The organism is Modestobacter caceresii, from assembly GCF_000761485.1.
GTDB classification, from domain to species: domain Bacteria; phylum Actinomycetota; class Actinomycetes; order Mycobacteriales; family Geodermatophilaceae; genus Modestobacter; species Modestobacter caceresii.
The window spans coordinates 16,252-37,804 of the sequence record NZ_JPMX01000052.1 but is presented as its reverse complement, the minus strand read 5'-3'; the positions used below and the strand labels follow the sequence as shown (position 1 = coordinate 37,804).

19 protein-coding genes, 1 pseudogene and 1 riboswitch are annotated in these 21,553 nt (G+C 73.7%); of the genes and pseudogenes, 13 read left to right on the top strand and 7 right to left on the bottom strand.

The genetic code is table 11. The annotated features are described in order from the left end of the window. Nucleotides 1-7 precede the first annotated feature (7 nt). From IN07_RS12110 to IN07_RS12090, 5 genes are all read left to right on the top strand, one after another. Entirely contained in the window at nt 8-1,267 is a 1,260-nt protein-coding gene (locus tag IN07_RS12110; protein WP_036336102.1) for a sensor histidine kinase, read from the top strand. Further along, complete coding sequence (locus tag IN07_RS12105) at nt 1,260-1,892, top strand: response regulator (protein WP_036336101.1); 633 nt, start codon at nt 1,260-1,262, stop codon at nt 1,890-1,892. Before IN07_RS12110 ends, IN07_RS12105 begins: the two co-directional genes overlap by 8 nt. A gap of 109 nt (nt 1,893-2,001) precedes the next feature. Next, on the top strand, nt 2,002-2,841 hold the full coding sequence (locus tag IN07_RS12100) for a bacteriorhodopsin (RefSeq protein WP_052091190.1): 840 nt from the start codon (nt 2,002-2,004) through the stop codon (nt 2,839-2,841). A gap of 16 nt (nt 2,842-2,857) precedes the next feature. Beyond that, nucleotides 2,858-3,850, top strand: coding sequence for a Brp/Blh family beta-carotene 15,15'-dioxygenase (locus IN07_RS12095; RefSeq protein WP_036336100.1), 993 nt, complete (start codon nt 2,858-2,860; stop codon nt 3,848-3,850). Between the two features lie 155 nt (nt 3,851-4,005). Then, nucleotides 4,006-4,524, top strand: coding sequence for a hypothetical protein (locus IN07_RS12090; RefSeq protein ID WP_036336099.1), 519 nt, complete (start codon nt 4,006-4,008; stop codon nt 4,522-4,524). Nucleotides 4,525-4,599: 75 nt separating this feature from the next. Here IN07_RS12090 and IN07_RS12085 read toward each other — a convergent pair whose 3' ends face one another. Together IN07_RS12085 and IN07_RS12080 are read right to left on the bottom strand one after the other, a co-directional pair. Continuing rightward, nucleotides 4,600-5,406, bottom strand: a complete 807-nt coding sequence (locus tag IN07_RS12085) for a hypothetical protein (RefSeq protein ID WP_052091189.1) — start codon at nt 5,404-5,406, stop codon at nt 4,600-4,602. Continuing rightward, nucleotides 5,403-6,341: an ABC transporter ATP-binding protein gene (locus tag IN07_RS12080; RefSeq protein ID WP_036336098.1), complete on the bottom strand. Its 939-nt coding sequence runs from the start codon at nt 6,339-6,341 to the stop codon at nt 5,403-5,405. The genes IN07_RS12085 and IN07_RS12080 overlap by 4 nt, the downstream gene beginning before the upstream one ends. 189 nt (nt 6,342-6,530) lie before the next feature. Here IN07_RS12080 and IN07_RS23995 point away from each other — a divergent pair, with 189 nt between their 5' ends. The 5 genes from IN07_RS23995 to IN07_RS25245 all read left to right on the top strand — a co-directional run bounded on the left by IN07_RS23995 (nt 6,531) and on the right by IN07_RS25245 (nt 12,703). Next, the gene (locus IN07_RS23995; protein WP_197058454.1) at nt 6,531-7,814 is read left to right on the top strand and encodes a sensor histidine kinase; all 1,284 of its coding nucleotides are present in this window, start codon (nt 6,531-6,533) and stop codon (nt 7,812-7,814) included. Next, a complete protein-coding gene (locus IN07_RS12070; protein ID WP_036336097.1) occupies nt 7,811-8,461 on the top strand; it encodes a response regulator in 651 nt (216 codons plus the stop codon). Before IN07_RS23995 ends, IN07_RS12070 begins: the two co-directional genes overlap by 4 nt. A 122-nt stretch (nt 8,462-8,583) precedes the next feature. Further along, nucleotides 8,584-8,697: riboswitch (TPP riboswitch) on the top strand. Next, complete coding sequence (thiC, locus tag IN07_RS12065; protein ID WP_052091187.1) at nt 8,690-10,489, top strand: phosphomethylpyrimidine synthase ThiC; 1,800 nt, start codon at nt 8,690-8,692, stop codon at nt 10,487-10,489. (Overlaps the previous riboswitch by 8 nt.) 163 nt (nt 10,490-10,652) lie before the next feature. Then, entirely contained in the window at nt 10,653-12,512 is a 1,860-nt protein-coding gene (ggt, locus tag IN07_RS12060) for a gamma-glutamyltransferase (protein WP_197058453.1), read from the top strand. A gap of 38 nt (nt 12,513-12,550) precedes the next feature. Beyond that, entirely contained in the window at nt 12,551-12,703 is a 153-nt protein-coding gene (locus IN07_RS25245; RefSeq protein ID WP_156119156.1) for a hypothetical protein, read from the top strand. A gap of 74 nt (nt 12,704-12,777) precedes the next feature. On the opposite strand, the gene IN07_RS12055 is transcribed toward IN07_RS25245, so the two are convergent. The 3 genes from IN07_RS12055 to heR (IN07_RS26690) form a co-directional block, all read right to left on the bottom strand. Beyond that, entirely contained in the window at nt 12,778-14,859 is a 2,082-nt protein-coding gene (locus IN07_RS12055) for an MMPL family transporter (protein ID WP_231558212.1), read from the bottom strand. A gap of 460 nt (nt 14,860-15,319) precedes the next feature. Then, nucleotides 15,320-15,658, bottom strand: coding sequence for a heliorhodopsin HeR (heR, locus tag IN07_RS26695; protein ID WP_197058458.1), 339 nt, complete (start codon nt 15,656-15,658; stop codon nt 15,320-15,322). A 35-nt stretch (nt 15,659-15,693) separates the two neighbouring features. Then, nucleotides 15,694-16,065 (bottom strand): heliorhodopsin HeR, encoded by a 372-nt coding sequence (heR, locus tag IN07_RS26690; RefSeq protein ID WP_197058452.1) that lies wholly within the window; start codon nt 16,063-16,065, stop codon nt 15,694-15,696. Between the two features lie 622 nt (nt 16,066-16,687). On the opposite strand from heR (IN07_RS26690), the gene IN07_RS12045 reads away from it, so the two are divergent. The 3 genes and pseudogenes from IN07_RS12045 to IN07_RS24715 all read left to right on the top strand — a co-directional run. Continuing rightward, nucleotides 16,688-17,281: a universal stress protein gene (locus IN07_RS12045; protein ID WP_197058451.1), complete on the top strand. Its 594-nt coding sequence runs from the start codon at nt 16,688-16,690 to the stop codon at nt 17,279-17,281. A 564-nt stretch (nt 17,282-17,845) separates the two neighbouring features. Further along, nucleotides 17,846-19,171: a PP2C family protein-serine/threonine phosphatase gene (locus tag IN07_RS12040; RefSeq protein ID WP_064972406.1), complete on the top strand. Its 1,326-nt coding sequence runs from the start codon at nt 17,846-17,848 to the stop codon at nt 19,169-19,171. 110 nt (nt 19,172-19,281) lie between these two features. Continuing rightward, a pseudogene (locus IN07_RS24715) lies at nt 19,282-19,671 on the top strand (serine hydrolase domain-containing protein); the annotation flags it as partial. 107 nt (nt 19,672-19,778) lie between these two features. On the opposite strand, the gene IN07_RS12030 reads toward IN07_RS24715, so the two are convergent. Together IN07_RS12030 and IN07_RS12025 are read right to left on the bottom strand one after the other, a co-directional pair. Then, nucleotides 19,779-20,669 (bottom strand): polysaccharide deacetylase family protein, encoded by an 891-nt coding sequence (locus IN07_RS12030; protein WP_036336094.1) that lies wholly within the window; start codon nt 20,667-20,669, stop codon nt 19,779-19,781. Nucleotides 20,670-20,718: 49 nt separating this feature from the next. Then, nucleotides 20,719-21,553, bottom strand: an 835-nt coding sequence (locus IN07_RS12025; protein ID WP_052091197.1) for an asparaginase, incomplete at its 5' end; no start/stop codon positions are given.

Genomic DNA, 21,553 nt, shown 5'->3' with positions numbered 1-21,553 from the left:
GGCACCGGTGACCGCTCCAGGGGCCGCCGTCGAGGTGCGCTGGCGCTTCCTGCTCCGGCGCGGCCCCTACCTGGTCCTCGCCCTGGCCACCGCGCTCGCCGCCGCGTCGATGCACCTGTTCGACCGGGGGTCGGCGGCGTGGACGACCGCGGCGGTGCTGGTCGGCGCCGTCGCGGCCGGGCACGCCTGGGTGGTCGACCGCCGGTGGGACCACCGTCCGGGCGGCCCGGACCGGCTCAGTGCGGTCTACGTGTCCGCTCGCACCGTCGCCGCCTTCGTCCTGGTCTGCATCAACCCGTTCTTCGGGGCCTTCGCCTTCGTCGGCTACTTCGACACGGCCGAGCACGCGCCGCGCCGGCTGGTGACCCCGCTGGTGCTCCTCACCGCGCTCACCCTGGCCGGTGCGCAGTCCGGTGGCCTGCCACCGGCCGACCGGACCCAGGCCGCTGCGTTCCTGGGGCTGTTCGCGCTCAACGCGGGGCTCGTGCTGTTCTTCGTCCGGATGGAGCGTGACGAGCACGCGCTCGCCGCGGCGCGGGTCGCCACCATCGACGAGCTGGAGCGGACCAACGCCCGGCTGGCCGATGCGCTGGCCGAGAACGCCGACCTGCACGCGGCGCTCCTCGAGCGCGCCCGGGAGGCGGGCCGGCACGAGGAGCGGGAGCGGCTGGCCCTGGAGATCCACGACACCATCGCGCAGAGCCTGGTGGGGGTGGTCACCCAGCTGCAGGCGGTCACCGACGACGCCGCCCCCGCAGCCGTCGCGCAGCGGGTGGATGCGGCGACCGAGCTGGCCCGTTCCGCCCTGGTGGAGGCCCGGCGGTCCGTGGAGGGGCTGTTGCCGTCCCAGCTGGACGACGCCGACGCGCCGGCCGCGCTGGACCGGCTGGTGCGGGACTGGGTGACCCGCACCGGTGCGCGCGCCGAGCTGGTCGTCACCGGCGCCGCCCGGCCCCTGCCCGACGACGCCGAGGCCGTCCTGCTGCGGGTGGCGGGGGAGTCGCTGGCGAACGTCACCCGGCACGCCCGGGCCGCCCGCGTCGGGGTCACGCTGTCCTTCCTCGACGACGAGGTGCTGTTGGACGTCCGGGACGACGGGGTGGGCTTCCCGGCGACCGGCTCCGTCGGCGGCGCGACGGCGGGGGCCCGGTTCGGCCTGCGCGGCATGCGGCAGCGAGCCGAGCGGGTCGGCGGCGAGGTGCTGGTGGAGTCCGAGCCGGGCGGTGGGACGGCGGTCTCGCTGCGGCTGCCGGTGACCCGTGGCTGAGCGGCGCACCGTCCGGGTGGTGCTGGCCGACGACCACCCGGTGGTGCGCGACGGTCTGCGCGGCATGCTCGCCGCGGTGCCGGACGTCGAGGTGGTCGGCGAGGTCGGGGACGGGGTGGCGGCGGTCGCCCTGGTCCGTGCCCTCCGGCCCGACGTCCTGCTGCTGGACCTGCGGATGCCCCGGGGCGACGGGCTGGACGCGATCGTCGCGCTGCGCGAGGACCCGGTGCGGGTCCTGGTCCTCTCCACCTTCGCCACCGCCCGGGACGTCCGTGCGGCGCTCGAGGCCGGGGCCACCGGCTACGTGCTCAAGGACGCCCCCCGCGACCAGCTGGTCGCCGCCGTCCATGCCGCGGCCGACGGGGAGTCCGTGCTGTCCCCGGCGGTGGCCACGCAGGTGGTCACCCGGATGCGCGGCACGTCCGGGACGGAACTGACCGAGCGGGAGGTGGCGGTCCTGCGGCTGGTCGCCCAGGGCACGCCCAACCGGGCGATCGCCGCGAGCCTGTTCGTCAGCGAGGCCACGGTGAAGACGCACCTGGTGCACGTGTTCACCAAGCTGGGCGTGACCGACCGGGCAGCCGCCGTCGCCGCCGCGTACGAGCGCGGCATCCTGCCCGTCTGACGCACGCCGCCGGGCGGGCTCGGCGCCCGGTCCGTGGCAGTCGGCCTGCATCCGCCGTGCCGCCGACGACGGAAGAGCGACGACACCGCCTTCCCGATCAGGAGACGACGTGAACGTCGAGAACACCTTCAGCTACGACTTCTTCCAGTTCACCATCGGGTCCCACGTCTTCACCCTCGGTTACGCCGCGATGGCGGCCGGCCTGGTGTACTTCCTGCTGACCAGCAAGAACTCGTTGCCCCGGTACCAGCTGTCCTCGACCCTGTCCGCGGTCGTGATGCTGTCGGCGTTCCTGGAGCTGCTGGTCATCTCCCAGAAGTGGGACAGCGCCTTCAGCTGGGACGGCGAGGCGTTCAGCCAGACCGGCACGCTGTTCTCCAACGGCTACCGGTACATGAACTGGACGATCGACGTGCCGGTGCTGCTGCTCCAGATGCTGATCGTCCTGGGGGTGACCGGCGCCGCGTTCCGCCGCGGCTGGATCGTCTTCACCGTCGCCGGGCTCGGGATGATCTACACCGGCTACGCCGGCCAGTTCTACGAGGTCGAGCGCAGCGCGCCGTTCTGGATCTGGGGATCGATCAGCACGGTGTTCTTCCTGGTGATCCTGGCGCTGGTGTACCGCACCGTGTACGGCAACGTCGGCCGGCTGCCCGCGGAGGTCCGCCCGCTGGTCAAGGCCGTGTGGTGGCTGCTGCTGGTCTCCTGGATGCTCTACCCCGGCGCCTACCTGATGCCGGCCATCTGGGACTCCGCCGACGGCGTGGTCGCCCGGCAGATCACCTACACCGTCGCCGACATCACCTCCAAGGTCGTCTACGGCATCCTGCTGGCGGTCATCGCCCGGAAGGTGAGCAAGCGCGAGGGCCACGACGAGGCCGTCGCCTCCGACGTCACCATGCCCCGCGGCGGCATCACCGACGTGGCGGCTCCGGGTCGGGCTGCCTGATCCGCCGGGCGGCGTCGTGACCGCACGCGCACCGCTGCGGGTGACCGCGCTGACGACCCGGCTGTCGGTCGGGGTCGTCGGCGCGGTCGTCGCGGTGGCCGTGCTGCTGCCCGCGCAGGTCTCGGCGTGGGGGCTGGGCATCCTGGCCGTCGGGGTGCTGGTCGGGTTGCCGCACGGTGCGGTCGACCACCTGGTCCCGGACTGGGTGGCCGGGCGACCGGAGCGGATGCTGCGCCCGGGCGTCCTGGTCGGCTACGCGGTCACGGCGCTCCTCGCGCTGGGCGCCCTCCTCGTGACCCCGGTGGTGAGCCTGCTGCTGTTGTTCGTCGTCTCCGCGGTGCACTTCGGCATGGGCGAGGTGGCGTTCGACGCCGAGCGGTCGGGGACCCCGTGGCGGCCCGCGCTGCGGGACGTCGCGCCGGTCGTGGGCCTGGGCGGGCTGCCCATCGCCGTCCCGCTCGCCCGGTGGCCCGAGGAGGCCGACCGGGTGCTGGCGGCGCTGTCACCGGAGCTGCCGGGGTTGCTCACACCCGGCGTCCGGCAGGCTGCGCTCGCCGTCGTCGCTGTGGCCCTGCTCGGCACCGTGTGCGCTGCGCTGGCCTGCGGCCGGCCCGGGTGGGCGGCCGAGGCCGGCCTGCTGGCCGCGCTGTTCACCCTCGCTCCGCCGGCTGCGGCCTTCGGCGCGTACTTCGGTGGCTGGCACGCCGTCCGCCACATCGGGCGCCTGCTCGTGCTCGACCCCCGCAACGGCGCGGACCTGACGGCCGGCCGGCTCGGCGCCCCGCTGCTCCGCTACGCCACGGCGGCCGCCGTCCCCACCGGGGTGGCCCTCGCCGGCATCGCACTCCTCGTGCTCGGTGCGCAACGACCCGACTGGACGGCCGGCGCGCTGGCCGTCCTCCTCGGCCTCACCGTCCCGCACATGGCGGTGGTGGCGCTGCTCGACCGGCGGTCGCCGGCCAGGCTCCAGCAACAGCCCGTGCGGGTGGACCCGTCGGCGGGCGGCTGAGCGCCGGCGCAGGCCGCCGACACACCGGACGACACGCCTGGGCTGCGCCCGAGTTCGGAGCGGACTCGCCGGTTGTCCCCACACGGCCCCCCGGACGTTCACCTGCCGAGCCGAGCCTGGGGGTCCCGATGGACCGAGCACAGGAGGAGCACCTCATGACCGGACCGACGAGCACGACGAAGTCCAGCCAGGCGACCAAGGACCAGCCCGGCGCTGCACCCGAGGCGGGGGAGCGGGTCGCCCCGGAGGCGTCCACGGGCTCGGACGTCGAGCTCCGGGAGCTGGCCCGGACCCACGAGGACGTGGCGCAGCGTGCCCGGCGGCTGGTCGCGGGCGAGCTGGTGGCGTCCGGCCCCGATTCCACCGACGAGCGCCAGCAGGTCGACCGGGTGCTCGAGCAGGCCCGCGCCGGGCTGCTGGCCGAGCTGCGCGACCAGGAGCAGGAGCGCGCCCGGCGGCAGCTGCAGGAGGCCGCCGCCAGTGGCGAGGACGCCGTTGCCGGGGTCGTCCAGAGCATCACCACCATCGTCCGCGGCATCGTGCCGGCGGCGCTGGTGCGGCCCGAGGACGTCATCGAGGCGACGTTCGCCCTGGCCGACCAGGGGCTGCGGATCAGCCGCCGGCTCGCCCTCACGACGACCAGCAGCGTGCGCAGCCTGTCCACGTCGGCCTGAGGCACGGCTCGCGGACGGCGGCCGGGGGAGCCCCCGGCCGCCGCCCGTGCCGTGGCCGGTGAGTGACCGTACGAGCTACGAGGCGTCGCGGCGCAGCAGTGACCAGCCGCCGGCGGCCAGCGCGACCCCGGACCAGCCGACCAGCAGCGTCGCTGCCGCGGCAGCCGTCATGTCCGGTTCGCCGAGCAGCATCCAGACGGCGCCGGTGCCCGGCAGCAGCTCCCCGAGGTCGGCCATCCACTCGACACCGAACCCGGGCAGCAGGGCCGGCAGCACGAGCTGGAGCAGGAAGACCGTGGCCAGCGCCCCGGCGGTGCTGCGCAGCAGCAGGCCGACGCCGACGGCCAGCACGCTCCCGGCGGCCAGCACCGCCGCGACCCGGCCGAGGCTGTCGGCCAGGTCGGCCGGCGTCAGCGTCAGGTCGGGCGCGATGAGCCAGGCGGCGACGTCGGCGACCAGCGCGAGGAGCACCCCGGCCACGGTGGCGACGACGACCGGCACGGTGACCCGCGCGGCCAGCAGCACCCCGCGGCGCGGCGTCCACTGCAGGGTCGGGCCGATCGACCCGGTGGCGTACTCAGGGGTGACGGCGAGCAGGGCCAGCACCAGCAGCGCGAACTGGCCCAGCAGGACGCCGAACTCACCGGCGAACGTCGCCGGCAGGCCGGTCAACGGGTCGGCCGGTCCGGTCGCCTCGTCGAGGGCCGCGGTGGCGCCGATGCCCACGACGGTGACTGCGGCCGCCAGCAGGCACCACCAGGTCGTCCGCACCGTGCGCAGTCTCAGGAACTCGGCCCCCGCGGCGCGCCGGAAGACGGTCGCCGTCCCCGGTTCGGTGGTGGCGGGCCCCGGCGTCGGGACGGCGACCCCCGTCGCGCTCATCGCTGCACCAGTCCGGCCGGCTCCGGCGCGACGGCGACCCGGTACTGGACGCTGTCGCCGGTCAGGTCGAGGTAGACCTGCTCCAGCGAGGAGTGCTCCTCGGCCAGCCGGTGCACCGCGACACCGGCCTCCAGCGCGACGTCGCCGACGGTCTCTGCCGTCGTGCCCTCGACCAGCAGGTCGCCGTCCTCGGTCGGGTGCACCTGCAGCCGTCGGCGGCGCAGGGCGCCGACCAGGGGCTCGGGCGACGGGGTCCGCACCCGGACCTGCCGCTGCGCACCCTCGCCGCGCATGACCTCCTGCATCGACGCGTCGGCGATCAGCCGGCCGCGGCCGATGATCACCAGGTGGTCGGCGGTCTGTTCCATCTCGCTCATCAGGTGGCTGGACAGCAGCACCGTCCGCCCCTCGTCGGCCAGGCCGCGCACCAGCCGGCGGATCCACCGGACCCCGTCCAGGTCGAGGCCGTTCATCGGTTCGTCGAACAGCAGGACGGCGGGGTCACCGAGCAGCGCGGTCGCGATGCCGAGCCGCTGGCGCATGCCCAGGGAGTAGCCGCGCACCCGCCGCCGCGCCGCCGGGCCGAGCCCCACCTGGTCGACGACGTCGTCCACTCGGCGCAGCGGGATGCCGTGCGTGCGGGCGGCGACCCGCAGGTGGTCGCGCCCGCTGCGCCCGGGGTGGACGGCGCCTGCGTCGAGCAGGGCGCCGGCCGTCCGGAGCGGCTCGGCCAGCGTGGCGAAGGGCCGGCCGGCAACCAGGGCGGAGCCGGCGGTGGGCCGGTCGAGGCCGAGGACCATGCGCATCGTGGTCGACTTGCCCGCACCGTTCGGGCCGAGGAAGCCGGTCACCTTGCCCGGCTGGACGTCGAAGGTCAGGTCGTCGACGGCCCGGACGGCGCCGTACTGCTTCGTGAGCCCGCGCACCTGAATCATGCGCGCGGCCCGTCGGGCGTGTGACGGCATCGCCGCCAGGAGGGATCTGCAGTCATGACAAGGAGCGTGTCGGTGCGGCGGGCCCGGGCGGATCACCCCGCGGTGCCGACCGGGTTCCCCCGCGTGGGGGAGGCGGACGGGGCGCCCGAGGGGGAGTCGCCGGGCGCGACGGTGGGCCAGGATCGAGCCGTGCCTCCGACGAGCTCGCTCCACTGGGCGACCGGGTTCGCCGCCCGGCTGAGGGCGCTGCTGGTCGCCGCCCGCCCGGGCTGGCGCGGCCGGGCCCTCTACGCGTTGGCGAGCCTGCCCCTGGGAGCGCTGTTCCTGGCGCTGTACCTGGGGCTGATCGGCTCGGTGGTGGCCGTGGTCTATGGCGTCGGCGTGCTGCTCGTCCTGCTGGTGCTCGCGGTGACCCGCTCCCTGGCGGAGATGGAGCGCCGGCTGGCCCGCAGGCTGCTCGGTGTCGACATCCCGGCCGGTGAGCGGGTCCGCGACCGGCGCGGCGTCGCCCGCAGACTGCGGCGGCTGGTCTTCGCGGCCGACACCTGGCGGGCCCTGGGGTGGCTCGGGGCCCGCGTGCTCCTCGCCCTCGCGACGACCACCACGCTGGTGTTCGGCCTCGCCGCCTTCGTCGCCCTCGGCTGGGAGGTCGAGTGGAACCCGCTCACCGCGCTGCCGCTGCTGGCGCTCATGGCGCTCGACGTCGTCCTGACCCTGGCCGTGGTCGACCTGCTGGTGCGGCTGTCCGCGTCCGTGGCGCCCCGGTTGCTCGGCACCGCCCCCGAGCAGCGGATCGCCGCGCTGCAGCAGAGCACCCGGCGGCTGGCCGACCGGAACAGGCTGGCCCGCGACCTGCACGACACCATCGGCCATGCGCTGACCGCCAGCCTGCTGCAGGCCACCGCCGCCCGCCGCACCCTGACGCCCGTCGGCGAGCGGCCGCTGCAGGCCGACTTCGCGCGCCAGGCGCTGGGGCACATCGAGACGAACACCCGGACCGCGCTCGCGGAGCTCGACCGGGTGCTCACCGTGCTCCGGGCGGAGGACGGCGGCCGTGACCCCGCCCCGTTCGCCGCACCGTCGCTGGACGACCTCGAGGACCTGCTCGCCGGACTCCGCGACGGCGGCCTGCCCGTCGCCCTCGTGGTGGACGGCGACGTCGACGACGTGCCGGCCGGCGTCCAGGAGCTGGCCTACCGGGTGGTCCAGGAGGGGACGACGAACGTGCTCCGGCACGCCGGGACCCCGCTGACGGTCGCCCAGGTCGTCCGCAACGGGGACACCCTCGTCGTCCGCGTGTGCAATGAACCGCCGGCCTCGCAACCCGACGGCCGCCCGGGGCCCGGCGGCGGCCGCGGGCTGGCCGGCCTCCGGGAGCGGGCGACCGCCGCCGGCGGCACGCTCACCGCCGAGCGGACGCCGTCGGGCGGGTTCGACCTGTGCGTCACCCTGCCGCTGTCGGGTGCGGCGTGACCGCTCTGCGGCTGCTGCTCGTGGACGACGACGTGCTCGTCCGCTCCGGGCTGCGGGTGATCCTGGAGAGCGAGCCCGACCTGACCGTGGTGGGCGACGCCGGCTCCGGCCGGGAGGCGCTGGCCGTCGCGGCCGACACCGATCCCGACGTCGTCCTCATGGACGTCCGGATGCCCGACATGGACGGCATCGCGGCGACCGCGGAGCTGGTCGCCCGTGACCCGCAGCGTCCCCGCGTGCTGGTCCTGACCACGTTCGAGGACGACGACTACCTGTTCCGTTCGCTGCAGGCCGGGGCGAGCGGCTTCGCGCTGGAGCGGTCGGACCCGGACTCGCTCGTCGGCGCCATCCGGGTCGTCGCCCGGGGGACGTCCCTGGTGCTTCCGGACCTGACCCGCCGGCTCATCGCCTCGCACGCGCCCTCCCGCGCCCGAGGACCGGCCGCGCTGCCGGAGCTGACCGGCCGCGAGGCCGACGTGCTGCGGCTGGTGGCGGGCGGGCTGTCCAACGCCGAGATCGCCACCGAGCTGTTCCTCAGTCGCGAGACGGTGAAGACGCACGTCAGCAGCGTGCTGCTCAAGCTCGGGGCGCGCGATCGCACCCAGGCCGTCATCGCCGCCTACGAGAGCGGCTTCATGACCGGCTGATCGGTGCGTGCCCGGTCCTCGACCCCGCCGACAGCACCCAGTGACGCGTCCGTGGTGGGCCCTGCGGGCAGTGGTCGGGACGGTGGCCGCTGGTCAGCAGCCCCCGCTTCGGCCTAGTGTCGGTGTCGACCCGCGGGAGCCTCGCGTACCGAGGCTGAGAGGGCGGCAGGACCGGCCGCTGACCGTTCGCACCTGACCCGGTTAGCACCGGCGTAGGGAGGAACCTCGATGACGGACGTCCAGCACCGGCCACAGACCGAGGACACCGAGTTCCCCGGCTCCCGCAAGACCCACCTGCAGGGCAGCCGCCCGGACCTGCGGGTCCCGATGCGCGAGGTGCAGCTGTCCACCGGCGACAGCGTGGTGCTCTACGACACCTCGGGCCCGTACACCGACCCGGCGGTGCACACCGACATCCGGGCCGGGCTGCCCCGGCTCCGGGAGAACTGGATCGCCGAGCGCGCCGACACGGAGAGCTACGAGGGCCGCCCGGTGCAGCCGGTGGACAACGGGCGCCGACCGGGGGACACCCGGGACCTGGACAGCGTCTTCGGTGCCGCCCACCGGCCCCGCCGCGGTCTGCCGGGGACGACCGTGACCCAGCTGGCCTACGCCCGCCGCGGCCAGGTCACCCCCGAGATGGAGTTCGTGGCGCTGCGGGAGGGGGTCTCCGTCGAGCACGTCCGCAGCGAGATCGCCCGCGGTCGCGCCGTGCTGCCGGCCAACGTGAACCACCCGGAGTCCGAGCCGATGGCGATCGGCCGCAACTTGCTCGTCAAGATCAACGCGAACATCGGGAACAGCGCGGTCGCCTCCTCCATCGAGGAGGAGGTGGACAAGATGACCTGGGCCACCCGCTGGGGCGCCGACACGGTCATGGACCTCTCGACCGGTCGCAACATCCACACCACCCGGGAGTGGATCATCCGCAACAGCGCCGTGCCGATCGGCACCGTGCCCATCTACCAGGCGCTGGAGAAGGTGAACGGCAAGTCCGAGGACCTCTCCTGGGAGGTCTACCGGGACACCCTGGTGGAGCAGTTCGAGCAGGGCGTCGACTACGTCACCGTGCACGCCGGGGTGCTGCTGCGCTACGTCCCGCTGGCGGCGAACCGGAAGACCGGCATCGTGTCCCGCGGCGGCTCGATCATGGCGGCCTGGTGCCTGGCCCACCACCAGGAGAACTTCCTCTACACGCACTTCGGCGAGATGTGCGAGCTGATGGCCGCCTACGACGTCACCTTCTCCCTCGGCGACGGACTCCGCCCCGGGTGCATCGCCGACGCCAACGACGAGGCCCAGTTCAGCGAGTTGCGCACGTTGGGGGAGCTGACCCGGATCGCCTGGGAGCACGACGTCCAGGTGATGGTCGAGGGCCCGGGGCACGTGCCGATGAACAAGATCAAGGAGAACATGGACCTCCAGCTGGAGGTCTGCGACGAGGCGCCGTTCTACACCCTGGGCCCGCTGACCACCGACATCGCGCCGGGCTACGACCACATCACCAGCGCCATCGGCGCGGCGATGATCGGTTGGTACGGCACCGCGATGCTCTGCTACGTCACCCCCAAGGAGCACCTGGGTCTGCCGGACCGGGACGACGTCAAGGACGGCGTCATCACCTACAAGATCGCTGCTCACGCCGCCGACCTGGCCAAGGGGCACCCTGGGGCGCAGGCCTGGGACGACGCACTGTCCGACGCTCGGTTCGAGTTCCGCTGGTCCGACCAGTTCAACCTCTCCCTCGATCCGACGACGGCCCGCGACTTCCACGACGAGACGCTGCCGGCCGGTGCGGCCAAGACCGCGCACTTCTGCTCCATGTGCGGTCCGCACTTCTGCTCCATGCGGATCAGCCAGGACCTGCGGGCCTACGCCGCGGCCAAGGGCGTCGCCGAGGAGGAGGCACTCCGGCTGGGGATGGCGGAGAAGTCCGCCGAGTTCCTCGACGAGGGCGCCCGCGTCTACCTCCCGGTCGTCGACCGGGAGGAGACCGTCACCTCGGCCAGACCCCCCGTAGCCGACTGACGCGCTCGCGCGGCCCAGCGAGCTGGACAGGGGGCGTCAGGGCCGGCGGTGGCCCCAGGGAGCCCGGTGGACCCCGGTGCCTGTGACCGCCTGAGGGGTGGCGCGATCTGCTCGGAAGGTGTCCGATGTGTGCCTGCGCATCGATGACGCCCGAGGAGTCTCCATGCTGCGTCCGCGTACCACCCTGGTCGCCCTCACCGCGCTGACTGCCGGCGCCCTCGCGGCCGGCGGGCCCGCGAGCGCCGCGCCGGTCGACCCGTTGCCGGAGAAACGGTCGTGGGCAGTCGGCACCGGGGGCGCGGTCGCCACCGTCGACGCCGACGCCACCCGGGTCGGCCTGGAGGTCCTGGCCGCCGGTGGCAACGCCGCGGACGCCGCCGTCGCCGCAGCAGCCGCGCTGGGCGTCACGGAGCCCTACTCGGCGGGGGTCGGTGGCGGGGGCTTCTTCGTCTACTACGACGCTGACACCGGAGCGGTCACCACGATCGACGGCCGGGAGACCGCGCCGCTCGCGATGGGCGCGGGCGCCTTCCTCGACGAGGCAGGGGAGCCCCTGCCGTTCGCCGAGGCGGTGGCGAGCGGGTTGTCGGTGGGCACGCCCGGCACGCCGCAGACCTGGGCGACGGCCCTGGCCGAGTTCGGCACGTGGTCGCTCGCGGACGCGCTGCAGGGCGGGATCCGGCTGGCCGACGAGGGCTTCGTCGTCGACGAGACGTTCCAGCAGCAGACCGCGGAGAACGAGGAGAAGTTCCGCACGTTCGAGCCGAGTGCCGAGCTGTTCCTGCCGGGCGGGGCCCTGCCCGAGGTGGGGTCGGTGTTCGTCAACCCCGACCTCGCGGAGACCTACCGGCTGCTGGCGGCGGAGGGCGTGGAGCCGTTCTACTCCGGGGACCTGGCCGGGGAGATCGTGCGTACGGCCCAGGACCCGCCCGAGGCAGCGGGCGTCGAGGACGTCCGCGCGGGGCTGCTCGAGGACGTCGACCTGGCGCTGTACGACGCCCCGCTGCGGGAGCCGACCATGGTCGAGTACCGCGGGCTCGAGGTCTACGGGATGGCCCCGCCGTCCAGCGGTGGCTCGACCGTCGGCGAGGCGCTGAACGTCCTCGAGCCGTTCGACCTCGGCCAGCTGCCCGCCGTGCCGGTGCTGCACCACTACCTGGAGGCCAGTGCGCTGGCCTTCGCGGACCGCAACGCCTACGTCGGCGACCCCGCGTACACCCAGGTGCCGCTGGCCGAGCTGCTCTCCGACGACTTCGCCGCGGAGCGGGCCTGCGCCATCGACCCGGACGCGGCGCTGGAGAAGCCGACCCCGGCGGGCGACCCGGACGGCGAGTACGGCCCGTGCCCGGCAGCAGGCGAGCTCACGGTGGGGGAGGGCACCGAAGGCCCGTCCACCACGCACCTCACGGTCGGCGACGCCGAGGGCAACATCGCCAGCTACACGCTGACGATCGAGCAGACCGGTGGCAGCGGGATCACGGTGCCCGGCCGCGGGTTCCTGCTCAACAACGAGCTCACCGACTTCACCTTCGCCGCCGCCGACCCCATGACGCCCGAGCCGAACCTGCCCGCGCCGGGCAAGCGGCCGCGCAGCAGCATGGCGCCGACGATCGTGCTGTACGACGGTGAGCCGGTGCTCGCCCTCGGCTCCCCGGGCGGCAGCACGATCATCACGACGGTGCTGCAGACCCTGGTCAACCGCATCGACCGCGACATGGACCTCGCCGCGGCGATCGCCGCTCCCCGGGCCAGCCAGCGGAACACCCCCGCGGTGTCCGCGGAACCGGCGTTCGTCGCCGCCCACGGTCCGGCCCTCGAGGCGCTCGGGCACGAGTTCACCGTCGTGGAGGAGATCGGTGCGGCCACCGGCATCGAGTACCTGCCGGGCGGCCTGCTGCTGGCCGCCGCGGAACCGGATCGACGCGGCGGTGGCAGCGCGGGTGTCGTGCGCGACCTCCTCGACAACCCACTGGCAGCCGTACCGGACGTCCCCGGCCTCGCCCCCGGGCTGGGCGACGACTGACGCTCCACGCGCAGGTCGAACGACAGGAGAGAGCCGCCGTGACCACACCAGACGCACCGGACCCCGACGCCCGCCAGCGGGACGCCGATCCGCCACAGGAGGACGGCCGCGGCGTGGAGATCGGCCTGTCCGACGACGCCGGCGGCACGTTCGAGCCCGAGGAGGACCCAGACGACGGGCCGTCCACCTGATCCCGGGGCCGTGGGCGCGGCGGGGCGATCGACCGTCCGGGGCTCGCCCGGAGTGAGCCGGGCGCCCCACGACCTCAGGTCTGGCTCGGCGTCCCCGACCCGGTCGGGACGGGGATGGTGCCACCGACCGGCACGCCGGGTCCATCGGGACGCCGTGCGAGCGCACCCGGCCACCACATGTGCCGGCCGATGTCCAGGGTGAGCGCGGTGACCAGGACAGAACGCACGACGATCGTGTCGAGCAGGACGCCGAGCGCCACGGCGATCCCCAACTGCGTCAGGAACGTCAGCGGCAGCGTGCCGAGCACCGAGAACGTCGCCGCGAGCACCAGCCCCGCCGAGGTGATGACGCCACCGGTGGCGGCGAGCCCGATCAGCGCGGCCCGCCTCGTGCCGTGGTCGGCAGCCTCCTCCCGCACCCGGGTCATCAGGAAGATGTTGTAGTCGATCCCCAGGGCGACGAGGAAGACGAACACGAACAGCGGGAACGAGCTGTCGGTCGCGGTCACGCCGATCGTCCAGTCGAAGATCACGGCGCTCAGCCCGAGCGCGGCCCCGTAGGAGAGCACCACGGTGGCGATCAGCAGCACCGGCGCGACCAGCGCCCGCAGCAGCACGGCCAGCACCAGCAGGACGACGAACATGATCAGCGGGATGACCACCAGGTTGTCCCGCTGGGCGGCGTCCTGGACGTCCAGGTTCAGTGCGGTGTTCCCGCCGACCAGTGCCTCGCCGTCGCCCGCGTCGTCGAGCGTCGTCCGCAGTCGTTCGATGGTGTCGGAGGCGGGCTCGCTGTCGAACCGGTCGGTCAGCGCGGCCTCGACGAGGGCCCGGTCACCCACCACCTGGGGTTCGCCGACCTGGGCGATGCCCTCGGTGGTGGCCGTCGCCTCGGCGACCTCGGTGGCGGAGTCGGCCGTGGTGATCACGTATACCGAGTTGCCGGCGACCGCCGGGAAGTGCCGGGACGCGACCGCGTCGCCCTCGATCGACTCGGGGGTGCCCCGGAAGCCCTCCGCCTGGGTCAGCCCGTTGGGGGAGAGCAGCAGGACGCCGAGGGAGGCCACCAGGAGCAACGCGCTCGTCACGAGCCAGGTGGCGCGCGGCCGCGGTCGGATCGTGGCCCCCACGTGCGCCCACAGGCCGGTCGCGGTCGGTTCGGCGCTGCCGAAGGTGGGGCGCACCGGCCAGAACACCCAGCGGCCGCAGATGACCAGCAGCGCGGGCAGCAGCGTCATCAGCACGGCCAGCGTCACGGCGACGCCGATCGCGGCGACCGGGCCCAGCCCTGCGGTGGAGTTCATCTCCGCCACGACCAGGCACAGCATCCCCAGCACGACCGTGCCGCCGCTGGCCAGCACCGCCGGGCCGGCCCGGTGCACGGCCTCGGTCATGGCCTCGTGCCGGTCGGTGTGCAGGCGCAGCTCCTCGCGGTAGCGCGCGATCAGCAGCAGGGCGTAGTCGGTGCCCGCGCCCACGACCAGGACGGTGAGGATGCTCGCGCTCTGGGCGTTGACGGTGAGGTCGGCGTAGCGGGCCAGCAGGTAGATGAGGGCCTGCGAGCAGGACAGCGCGATGACGGCCGAGAAGATCGGCAGGACCCAGAGCACCGGGCTGCGGTAGGTGACCAGCAGGATCAGGACGACGACGCCCAGGGCGGCGAAGAGCAGGGTCCCGTCGATCCCCTCGAACGCCTCGGCCGAGTCCGCAGCGCTGCCGGCCGGGCCGGTCACCCAGGTGCCCAGACCCGTGGGGCCGTCGGAGACCTCGGCGCGGATGCCGTCGACCAGCGGGGCGATCGCCTCCCAGCCGTCCGACCCCACGTTGAGCGGGACGATCAGCTGGACCGCCTGCCCGTCCTCGGCGGGGACCGGTCCCACGATCGTCCCGTCGAGGGCGTCGAGCTGCCCGAGGGCGCTGACGTCCTCCTGGACCGCTGCGGTGTCGGCAGCGGTGAGCCCCGCGGTGCGCTCGTAGACGATGACGGCGGGGAGGAGGTCGGGGTCGGAGCCCAGCTCCGTCTGCAGCTGCAGGGCGCGGGTCGACTCAGCGTCCGAGGGCAGCCACGCCGCGACGTCGTTCTCCTGCTCGTCGGTGAGGGCACCGGCCAGCGGCGCCGCGGCGGTGGCCAGCACCACCCAGAAGACGAGGACCACCCACTTCAGGCGTGGATGGCTGACACGGGACGCGAACGACCTGCCCATGACGGGCCTCTCAGGGAGCGCCGGGTCAGCGGACCCGGACGGGTGGCGGGTGCGGCGGCGACGCTAGCGAGGGCTGTCGAGCCCGTCATCGCCTTTTCCTCCGGATGACCGAGCACTCCCGTGCACGGCCGCGCGGGCCCTCCCCATGTGACCGGCCGCTCGCCGGGCGTGAACGGTCCGACGTGCCCGGTCAGCGGGGTCGGAGAGGTGGGCGCTCATCGTGGCGAGTTGCTGATGTCGCAGTCCGGGTCCTCGACGTATCCGTCGAGCGGCACCGCCGTCCGTGCCACGACTCTGCGCATGACCGTCTCCCGTCCTGGTCGTCTGGCTCACGGAGGAGGAGACCGGCGTGCGGTGCCGGACTCATCGGTCGTCGACCGACGACCGACGGGTCGGCCCCGGGCCGCCGGGGTCAGGTGGCCAGCGAGCCGGCGAAGACCTGCCAGGCGAGCAGGCTCTTGGCGACCAGGCTCAGCACCAGGTACCCCCGCTCGCCGTAGGCGTAGCTGCGCCACGGGCCGATCTCCCGGTACTGCAGCCACTGGTTGACCGCGAAGCTCATGAAGAAGACGAACAGCGATCCGAAGATCCCGAGCACGAAACCGGGTAGCTGCTCGGCCCCGAGGACGTTGGCGGTGATCGCCACCCAGGGCGCGGCTCCGGCGACGCAACCGAACCAGAACGGCAGCATCGTCGTCCGGGTGCGGCCGGGCGGGTTCATCAGCTCTTGCAACCAGCCGAAGAGGATCATCGCGACGTTGGCGCCGGCGATGCCGATGAGTGCGCTCAGCCCGGTGTGCCGGTGTAGGCGCAGATCAGCAGCACCATGATGGTTGAGCTGACCGAGTACTCGACCCAGCGGAACCGGTTGATGCCACGGCGCAGGTCGCCCTCGTAGCGCCGGCGCAGCACCGTGGCGGTCAGCAGGTGGTCCACCGCGGCCAGCGCGAGGAAGAGCGCGATCGCCACGCCCACCGCGACGTCGACCAGCGGCTCCGGTGCCGGCACCGCCGTCCCGGGGGGACCGGCCGGGAACGACGACGTCACGGTGAGGGCGAAGCTGCTCGCCAGCAGCAGGGCGGCGATGGCCTGCGCTGCGTGCAGCACCGTCAGCGCCAGGTTCCAGCGCCGGAGGCCGGCCAGGCGCGCGTCGTCCACCCCGGTCGCGACCGGTGCGGATCCTGGACTGTCGAGCTCGCTGACGACGACCTCCTGGTCGGGGGAGGACCGGGCCGCTGCCCTTCCGGCACCTGACCATCAGTCTCCTGATGCTCGACGCCAGCGCGCCAGCGGAGCAGAGAAGGCCGGAGCCCGGCTGCGCCAGCCGGTGGGGACCTCGTCGACGATCCGCTCGCTGGCCAGCTGTCAGAGCGGAGCAGGCGAAGGAGGAGGTGCCGGACCGGCACGCGCTCCCGCCGACGATCGCACCGCACCGCACCGCACCGCACCCAGCGCAACGCCGATCCACACCACGACGAGCGTTAGTGGCCCGCCGCGGTCGAGGTGGTCACCGCCCTCGCCGGGCGGCCGGTCACGGGCACCCGCCCCCGACGACAGCGATCGACCTGGAACTCGTCACGACCGGGTCATCGACGAGCGGCCGGCCCTGGTGAGGTGGGTCTCGGCGGAGGACCATGAGTTCATGACGGTGCCCCGGACGGTCGAGAGGACCGGCGTCCCGGTCGCGTTCCCGCCGCGGGACTGACCGGCCCGGAAACCCCGAGCAGGACGCCGCCGGGCCAGGTGCCGAACGGTGTTGCTGGATCGAGGAGGTGGCGTGATGTACGACGAGGAGGCCGACCTCTACGTCGACGTGGCTCTGGCCGAACCCGAGGTCATGCACGGTCGCCGGGTGGTGGCAGCCGTCGACGGCTCGGGGGGCTCGAAGGCGGCACTGAGATTCGCACTCGAGGACGCAGCACGGCGTGGCGTGCCGGTCGAGGCGGTGATCGCCTACCGGGTGCCGGAGTTGTGGGTGGACTACGACGGGATCGGCTCGCCCGAGGAACGACGACTGCACGACACGCTGCGCAGCCAGAGCGAGGACAAGGTCCGCACCGCGATCGACGAGGCCGCACGTGACTTCGACGGCCCACTGCCCGATGTGGAGGTCCGCGCCGCGCTGGGCCCGCCAGCAGACGCGCTCATCCGTGAGTCGGACGGCGCAGACCTGCTCGTCGTGGGCAGTCGCGGGCACGGCGGCTTCCACACCATGCTGCTCGGCTCGACGAGCATGCAGTGTGCGATGCACGCCCCCTGCCCGGTCACCGTGGTCCATTCCCCCGAGGCCCACAGCCACCGGTTGCGTCTGCATCGCGAGCGGCAGGACCAGCGGCCCAGTGAGCGACGGGGCCGGGTCGACGCGCCCGACTGAGTGGACGTTGGCCGGTCCCGGCCGACCAGCTGCAGGGCCACCGTGGCGGTCCAGGTCTTGGTGCTGCTGCCGATCCGGACGTGGTCGGCGAGGGTGACCGGCTCGGTGCCGTGCCAGGCCCGGGTGCCCATCGTGGTGGTCCAGTCGCCGAGCTCGGGGGACCGCAGCACGATGCGCTCGACCGGCGCTCGGCGACGACGACCACCGCCGGGTGCTGGCGGTGATCAGGTACCTCTCGTCGTGAACGGCGCACCGGGCCGGTAGCCGTCGTGCGGGCATCAGGCTCGGGCCGTGCTGTCCTCCCGGGTCGGGGACGGCGGGACGGGGTGCACCGCGGCGAACAGGTCGACCAGCGCGTCCCAGTGGTTGCGCCGGCCGGGCGGGAAACGGCGGTAGGTGGGCCGGGTGCTGACTCGACGGCGCGAGCGTCCGTGACCACGGCAGCTAGGGTCGCCCTGACGTGGTGCCGACTGTCGGAGCCATGCTGTTCCACCCGGCGCAGAGCCGGTGCGCCTGGGTCGCCGACGGGTCACTCTCATGGGGCGGGACCTGGTTGGAGAACAGATGCTGGACGACGGGCACGACCACCTCGGCATCGTCGTACAGGAGCCGGGAGCCGCTTCGGTCTCGGGCTTCGTGGACGCAGCGGGCCGGTCCCGCACCGAGAGCCTCGGCGAGCGGGTCCTGGGGTCCCTGCTCGACCGGGCCCACCTCATGCCGGCCCGGCTGGTGGGGCCGTTGGTGGCGCAGGAGATCGCCGCCGTCGGAGGTACCGACGTCAGCATCTGGCTGCAGGACTACGACCAGCGGACCCTGCAGCCCCTGGTCGGCGCAGGTCTCGTCGGCGTGACGACGGCGATCGCCGGGAGCTGGCCGGGCCGCGCCTTCGCGCAGGGGGCCCGCATCGAGCAGGAGCTGCCCGACGGGTCCGTGCGGCTGTACCTGCCGATGCTCGACGGCTCGGACCGGGTCGGCGTCCTGGCGTTCACCCTCACCGGGGTGGACGACGACGACCGTCGGCTCGCCCAGCGGCTGGCCGGCCTGACGGCCGACCTCATCGTGACCAAGTCGCTCTACACCGGCACGTTCGCCCGGGTGTGCGCCGCTGCACCGTTGAGCCTGTCGGCCCATCTGCAGTGGCAGGCACTGCCGCCGCTGATCATGACCACTCCGGACGTGGCCCTCGCCGGCATCCTGGAACCGGCCTACGACGTCGGCGGGGACAGCTTCGACTACGCCCTGGACGATCACGTCCTGCACCTGGCCGTGTTCGACGCCATGGGCCACGGGCTGGAGGCGGCCATCATGGCCACCGTCGTGGTCGCCGCCTACCGGCACGGCCGACGGTCCGCTGCGTCGCTTCCGGACCTCTACGTGCACATGGACGACGTCCTGGGCTCGACCCACCCGGGGAGCTTCGCGACGGCCCAGGTGGGTCAGCTGGACACCGAGACCGGGACGCTCAGCTGGGTGAACGCGGGCCACCCGGCAGCCCTGCGGATCCGCCCGAGCGGCGCCGTCGACGAGCTGACCGGTCCGATCACCCGCCCCGTGGGGTTCGGGGGCGCCGCGCCGTCGGTGCAGACGACCCAGCTCGCGCCGGGTGACCGGGTGCTGTTCTTCACCGACGGCGTCATCGAGGAACGGCTGGCGGACGGGCTGCAGTTCGGCGAGGACCGGCTGCGGGAACTGGTCGAGCAGACCAGCGCCGCCGGGATGAGCGTGGCCGAGACGGTCCGGCTGCTGTCCCACACCCTCATGGCGGCCCGGGGCGGCCGGACCAGCGACGATGCATCGTTGCTGCTCGTGGAGTGGACTGGTCCGCCGCGGGACGACGAGCTGGCCCGCGGCATCATCGGCGGGCTGCCCGCCGGCGACATCGACAGCTGACGAAGGCCTTGCCCTGGCCGACCCGGACCGGCAGGGTGCCGGGCAACGCCGTGACCCAGGTCACCGCGCCGATCGGGGCAGTCCCGGTCGTCCCCGATCCGGGAGCACCCATGGACTCGAACGCCGTCGACGTCGTCCTGCAGGCAGCCGTGGCGCGCGGCGCCGTGCCCAACGCCGTGGTGGTCGTCGCCGACCGCGACGGCCTGGTCCTGGAGAGCGCGGCCGGGTCCCGGGTGGCCGGTGGGGACGAGCCGGTCGGTGCCGAGACCCACTTCCGCATCATGTCGATGACCAAGATGGTCGCGACGGTGGCCGCGCTGCAGCAGGTCGAGCGGGGCACCCTCCGCCTGGACGCCCCGGTGGAGGAGTACTGCCCGGAGTTCGCCGCACTGCAGGTGCTCGACGGCTTCGACGGTGACGTCCCCCGCCTGCGGCCGCCGGCGACGAAGGCCACGGTGGGTCAGCTGCTCACCCACACGGCCGGGCTGGGCTACTGGTTCTTCAACGCCGAGCTGCTGCGCTGGACGTGGAGACGGCTCTGTACGACGTCCTCTGACTCGTCGGGGGTGGGTCCGCCCCGCCGTCAGGAGGGACGCTGCGGCGAGGTCTACGACCGGCCACCGGTCCGCGGGGAGCGGCTGAGGAAGTCGTCGGCGATCTGGTCGAAGGTCGCCCAGCGGACGCCGTCGTGGCCGTTGATGTGCTCGATGAGCCGTTCCAGCATGAGCAGCACCTGCGGGCGTCCGGAGACGTCCGGGTGGATGGTCATGGTGAAGGCCGCCTGTTCCATCTCGCGGTGCACCCAGTCGAACTGGTCGCGCCACATCTGCTCGATGTCCCGCGGGTTCACGAAGCCGTGGCTGTTGGGGCTGGACTTGACGAACATCATCGGCGGCAGGTCGTCGAGGTACCAGTTGGCCGGGATCTCGACCAGGTCGGTCTCCTCCCCGCGGACCAGCGGCTCCATCCAGCTCTCCGCCGACGCCGAGTAGTCGATCTTCGTCCAGGAATCGCCGACCCGGACGTGGTAGGGCTCGAAGTCCCGGTGCATCAGCGAGTGGTCGTACTTGATGCCGCGCTCGAGCAGCAGCTCGTTGGTGACGCCGCTGAACTCCCACCAGGGGGCCACGTACCCGGTGGGACGGCGCCCGGTCCGCTCCTCGATCAGCGCGATGCAGCGGTCGAGCACCGCCTGCTCCTGCTCCCGGCTCATCGCGATCGGGTTCTCGTGGCTGTAGCCGTGCACGCCGATCTCGTGCCCGGCTGCGACGCAGGCGTCGAACTGCTCCGGGAACGTCTCGATCGAGTGCCCCGGCCAGAAGAACGTCTGCGTCAGGCCGTACCGCCGGAACAGCTCGAGGATGCGCGGGACACCGACCTCGCCGGCGAACACGCCGCGGGAGATGTCGTCCGGGGAGTCCTCCCCGCCGTAGGACCCGAGCCAGCCGCCCACGGCGTCGATGTCGACGCCGAAGGCCACGAAGATCTCCTTGCTCATCGTCGTCGCGCTCCTTCACACAGCTCGGCCCCGAGCCGGGGCGGTGGGGTCAGACGGCGAGGTGCTCGGCCAGCACCCGCTGCGGGTCGTCGGGGGCGAGGGCGAGCGCTGCGGCCAGCAACAGCCGTCCCTGCCAGGGGCTCAGGTCACCGGCGAACACGGCCCCGCCCCGGGCCAGCCGGGCACCTCCGGCGGCATAGAGCGGTGCGACGGGACCGGACGGGACCCGGGAGCAGACGAGGACGGGGATCCCGCCGGCGACCAGCTTCTCGGTCGCCTCGGCGATCGCCGGGGGGACGTTCCCGGCGCCGAGGGCCTGCAGGACGAGCCCGGCTGCGCCGGCGGCGACCGCGGCGCGCAGCAGCGCCGCGTCCGCGCCGAGGTGGCAGGCCACGACGTCGACCCGGGGCAGTTGCGCCCGCAGGTCCAGCGGGAGGGGCGCGGGCCGTGCGGGCCGGGCCAGGGGGCGGACCGACTCCCCGGCCAGCCGGATCACCGGCCCTCGCCCGGGAGCCCCGAAGGCACCGGTGCGCAGGGTGTCGACCTTGCGCACCCCGCGGGCGGCGAAGGCGAGGCCGTCGAAGCAGAGGAGCACACCGAGGTCGCGGGCGGCGGGTGCGGAGGCGACCCGCAGCGCATCTGCGAGGTTGGCCGGGCCGTCGGGAGCCGGGCTGTCGAACGGGCGCTGCGCACCGGTGAAGACGATCGGGCGCGGGTCGTCGTGCACGAGATCGGCGAGGTAGGCGGACTCCTCCAGGGTGTCGGTGCCGTGGGTGACGACGACGCCGTCCATGCCGTCCCCCAGGCAGCCGCGGGCGGCGGCCACCAGCTCCCGCAGGTCGGAGGTGGTGAGGGCGAAGCTCGCGACGGTGCCGAGGTCGCTG

Coding starts and splice junctions, on each gene's coding strand:
- IN07_RS12090 (WP_036336099.1), top strand. CDS start 4,006: ATGACCGGACCGACGAGCACGACGAAGTCCAGCCAGGCGACCAAGGAC.
- IN07_RS12045 (WP_197058451.1), top strand. CDS start 16,688: ATGTACGACGAGGAGGCCGACCTCTACGTCGACGTGGCTCTGGCCGAA.
- thiC (WP_052091187.1), top strand. CDS start 8,690: ATGACGGACGTCCAGCACCGGCCACAGACCGAGGACACCGAGTTCCCC.
- heR (WP_197058458.1), bottom strand. CDS start 15,658: ATGATCCTCTTCGGCTGGTTGCAAGAGCTGATGAACCCGCCCGGCCGC.
- ggt (WP_197058453.1), top strand. CDS start 10,653: ATGCTGCGTCCGCGTACCACCCTGGTCGCCCTCACCGCGCTGACTGCC.
- IN07_RS12080 (WP_036336098.1), bottom strand. CDS start 6,341: ATGATTCAGGTGCGCGGGCTCACGAAGCAGTACGGCGCCGTCCGGGCC.
- IN07_RS12030 (WP_036336094.1), bottom strand. CDS start 20,669: ATGAGCAAGGAGATCTTCGTGGCCTTCGGCGTCGACATCGACGCCGTG.
- IN07_RS12085 (WP_052091189.1), bottom strand. CDS start 5,406: ATGAGCGCGACGGGGGTCGCCGTCCCGACGCCGGGGCCCGCCACCACC.
- IN07_RS12040 (WP_064972406.1), top strand. CDS start 17,846: ATGCTGGACGACGGGCACGACCACCTCGGCATCGTCGTACAGGAGCCG.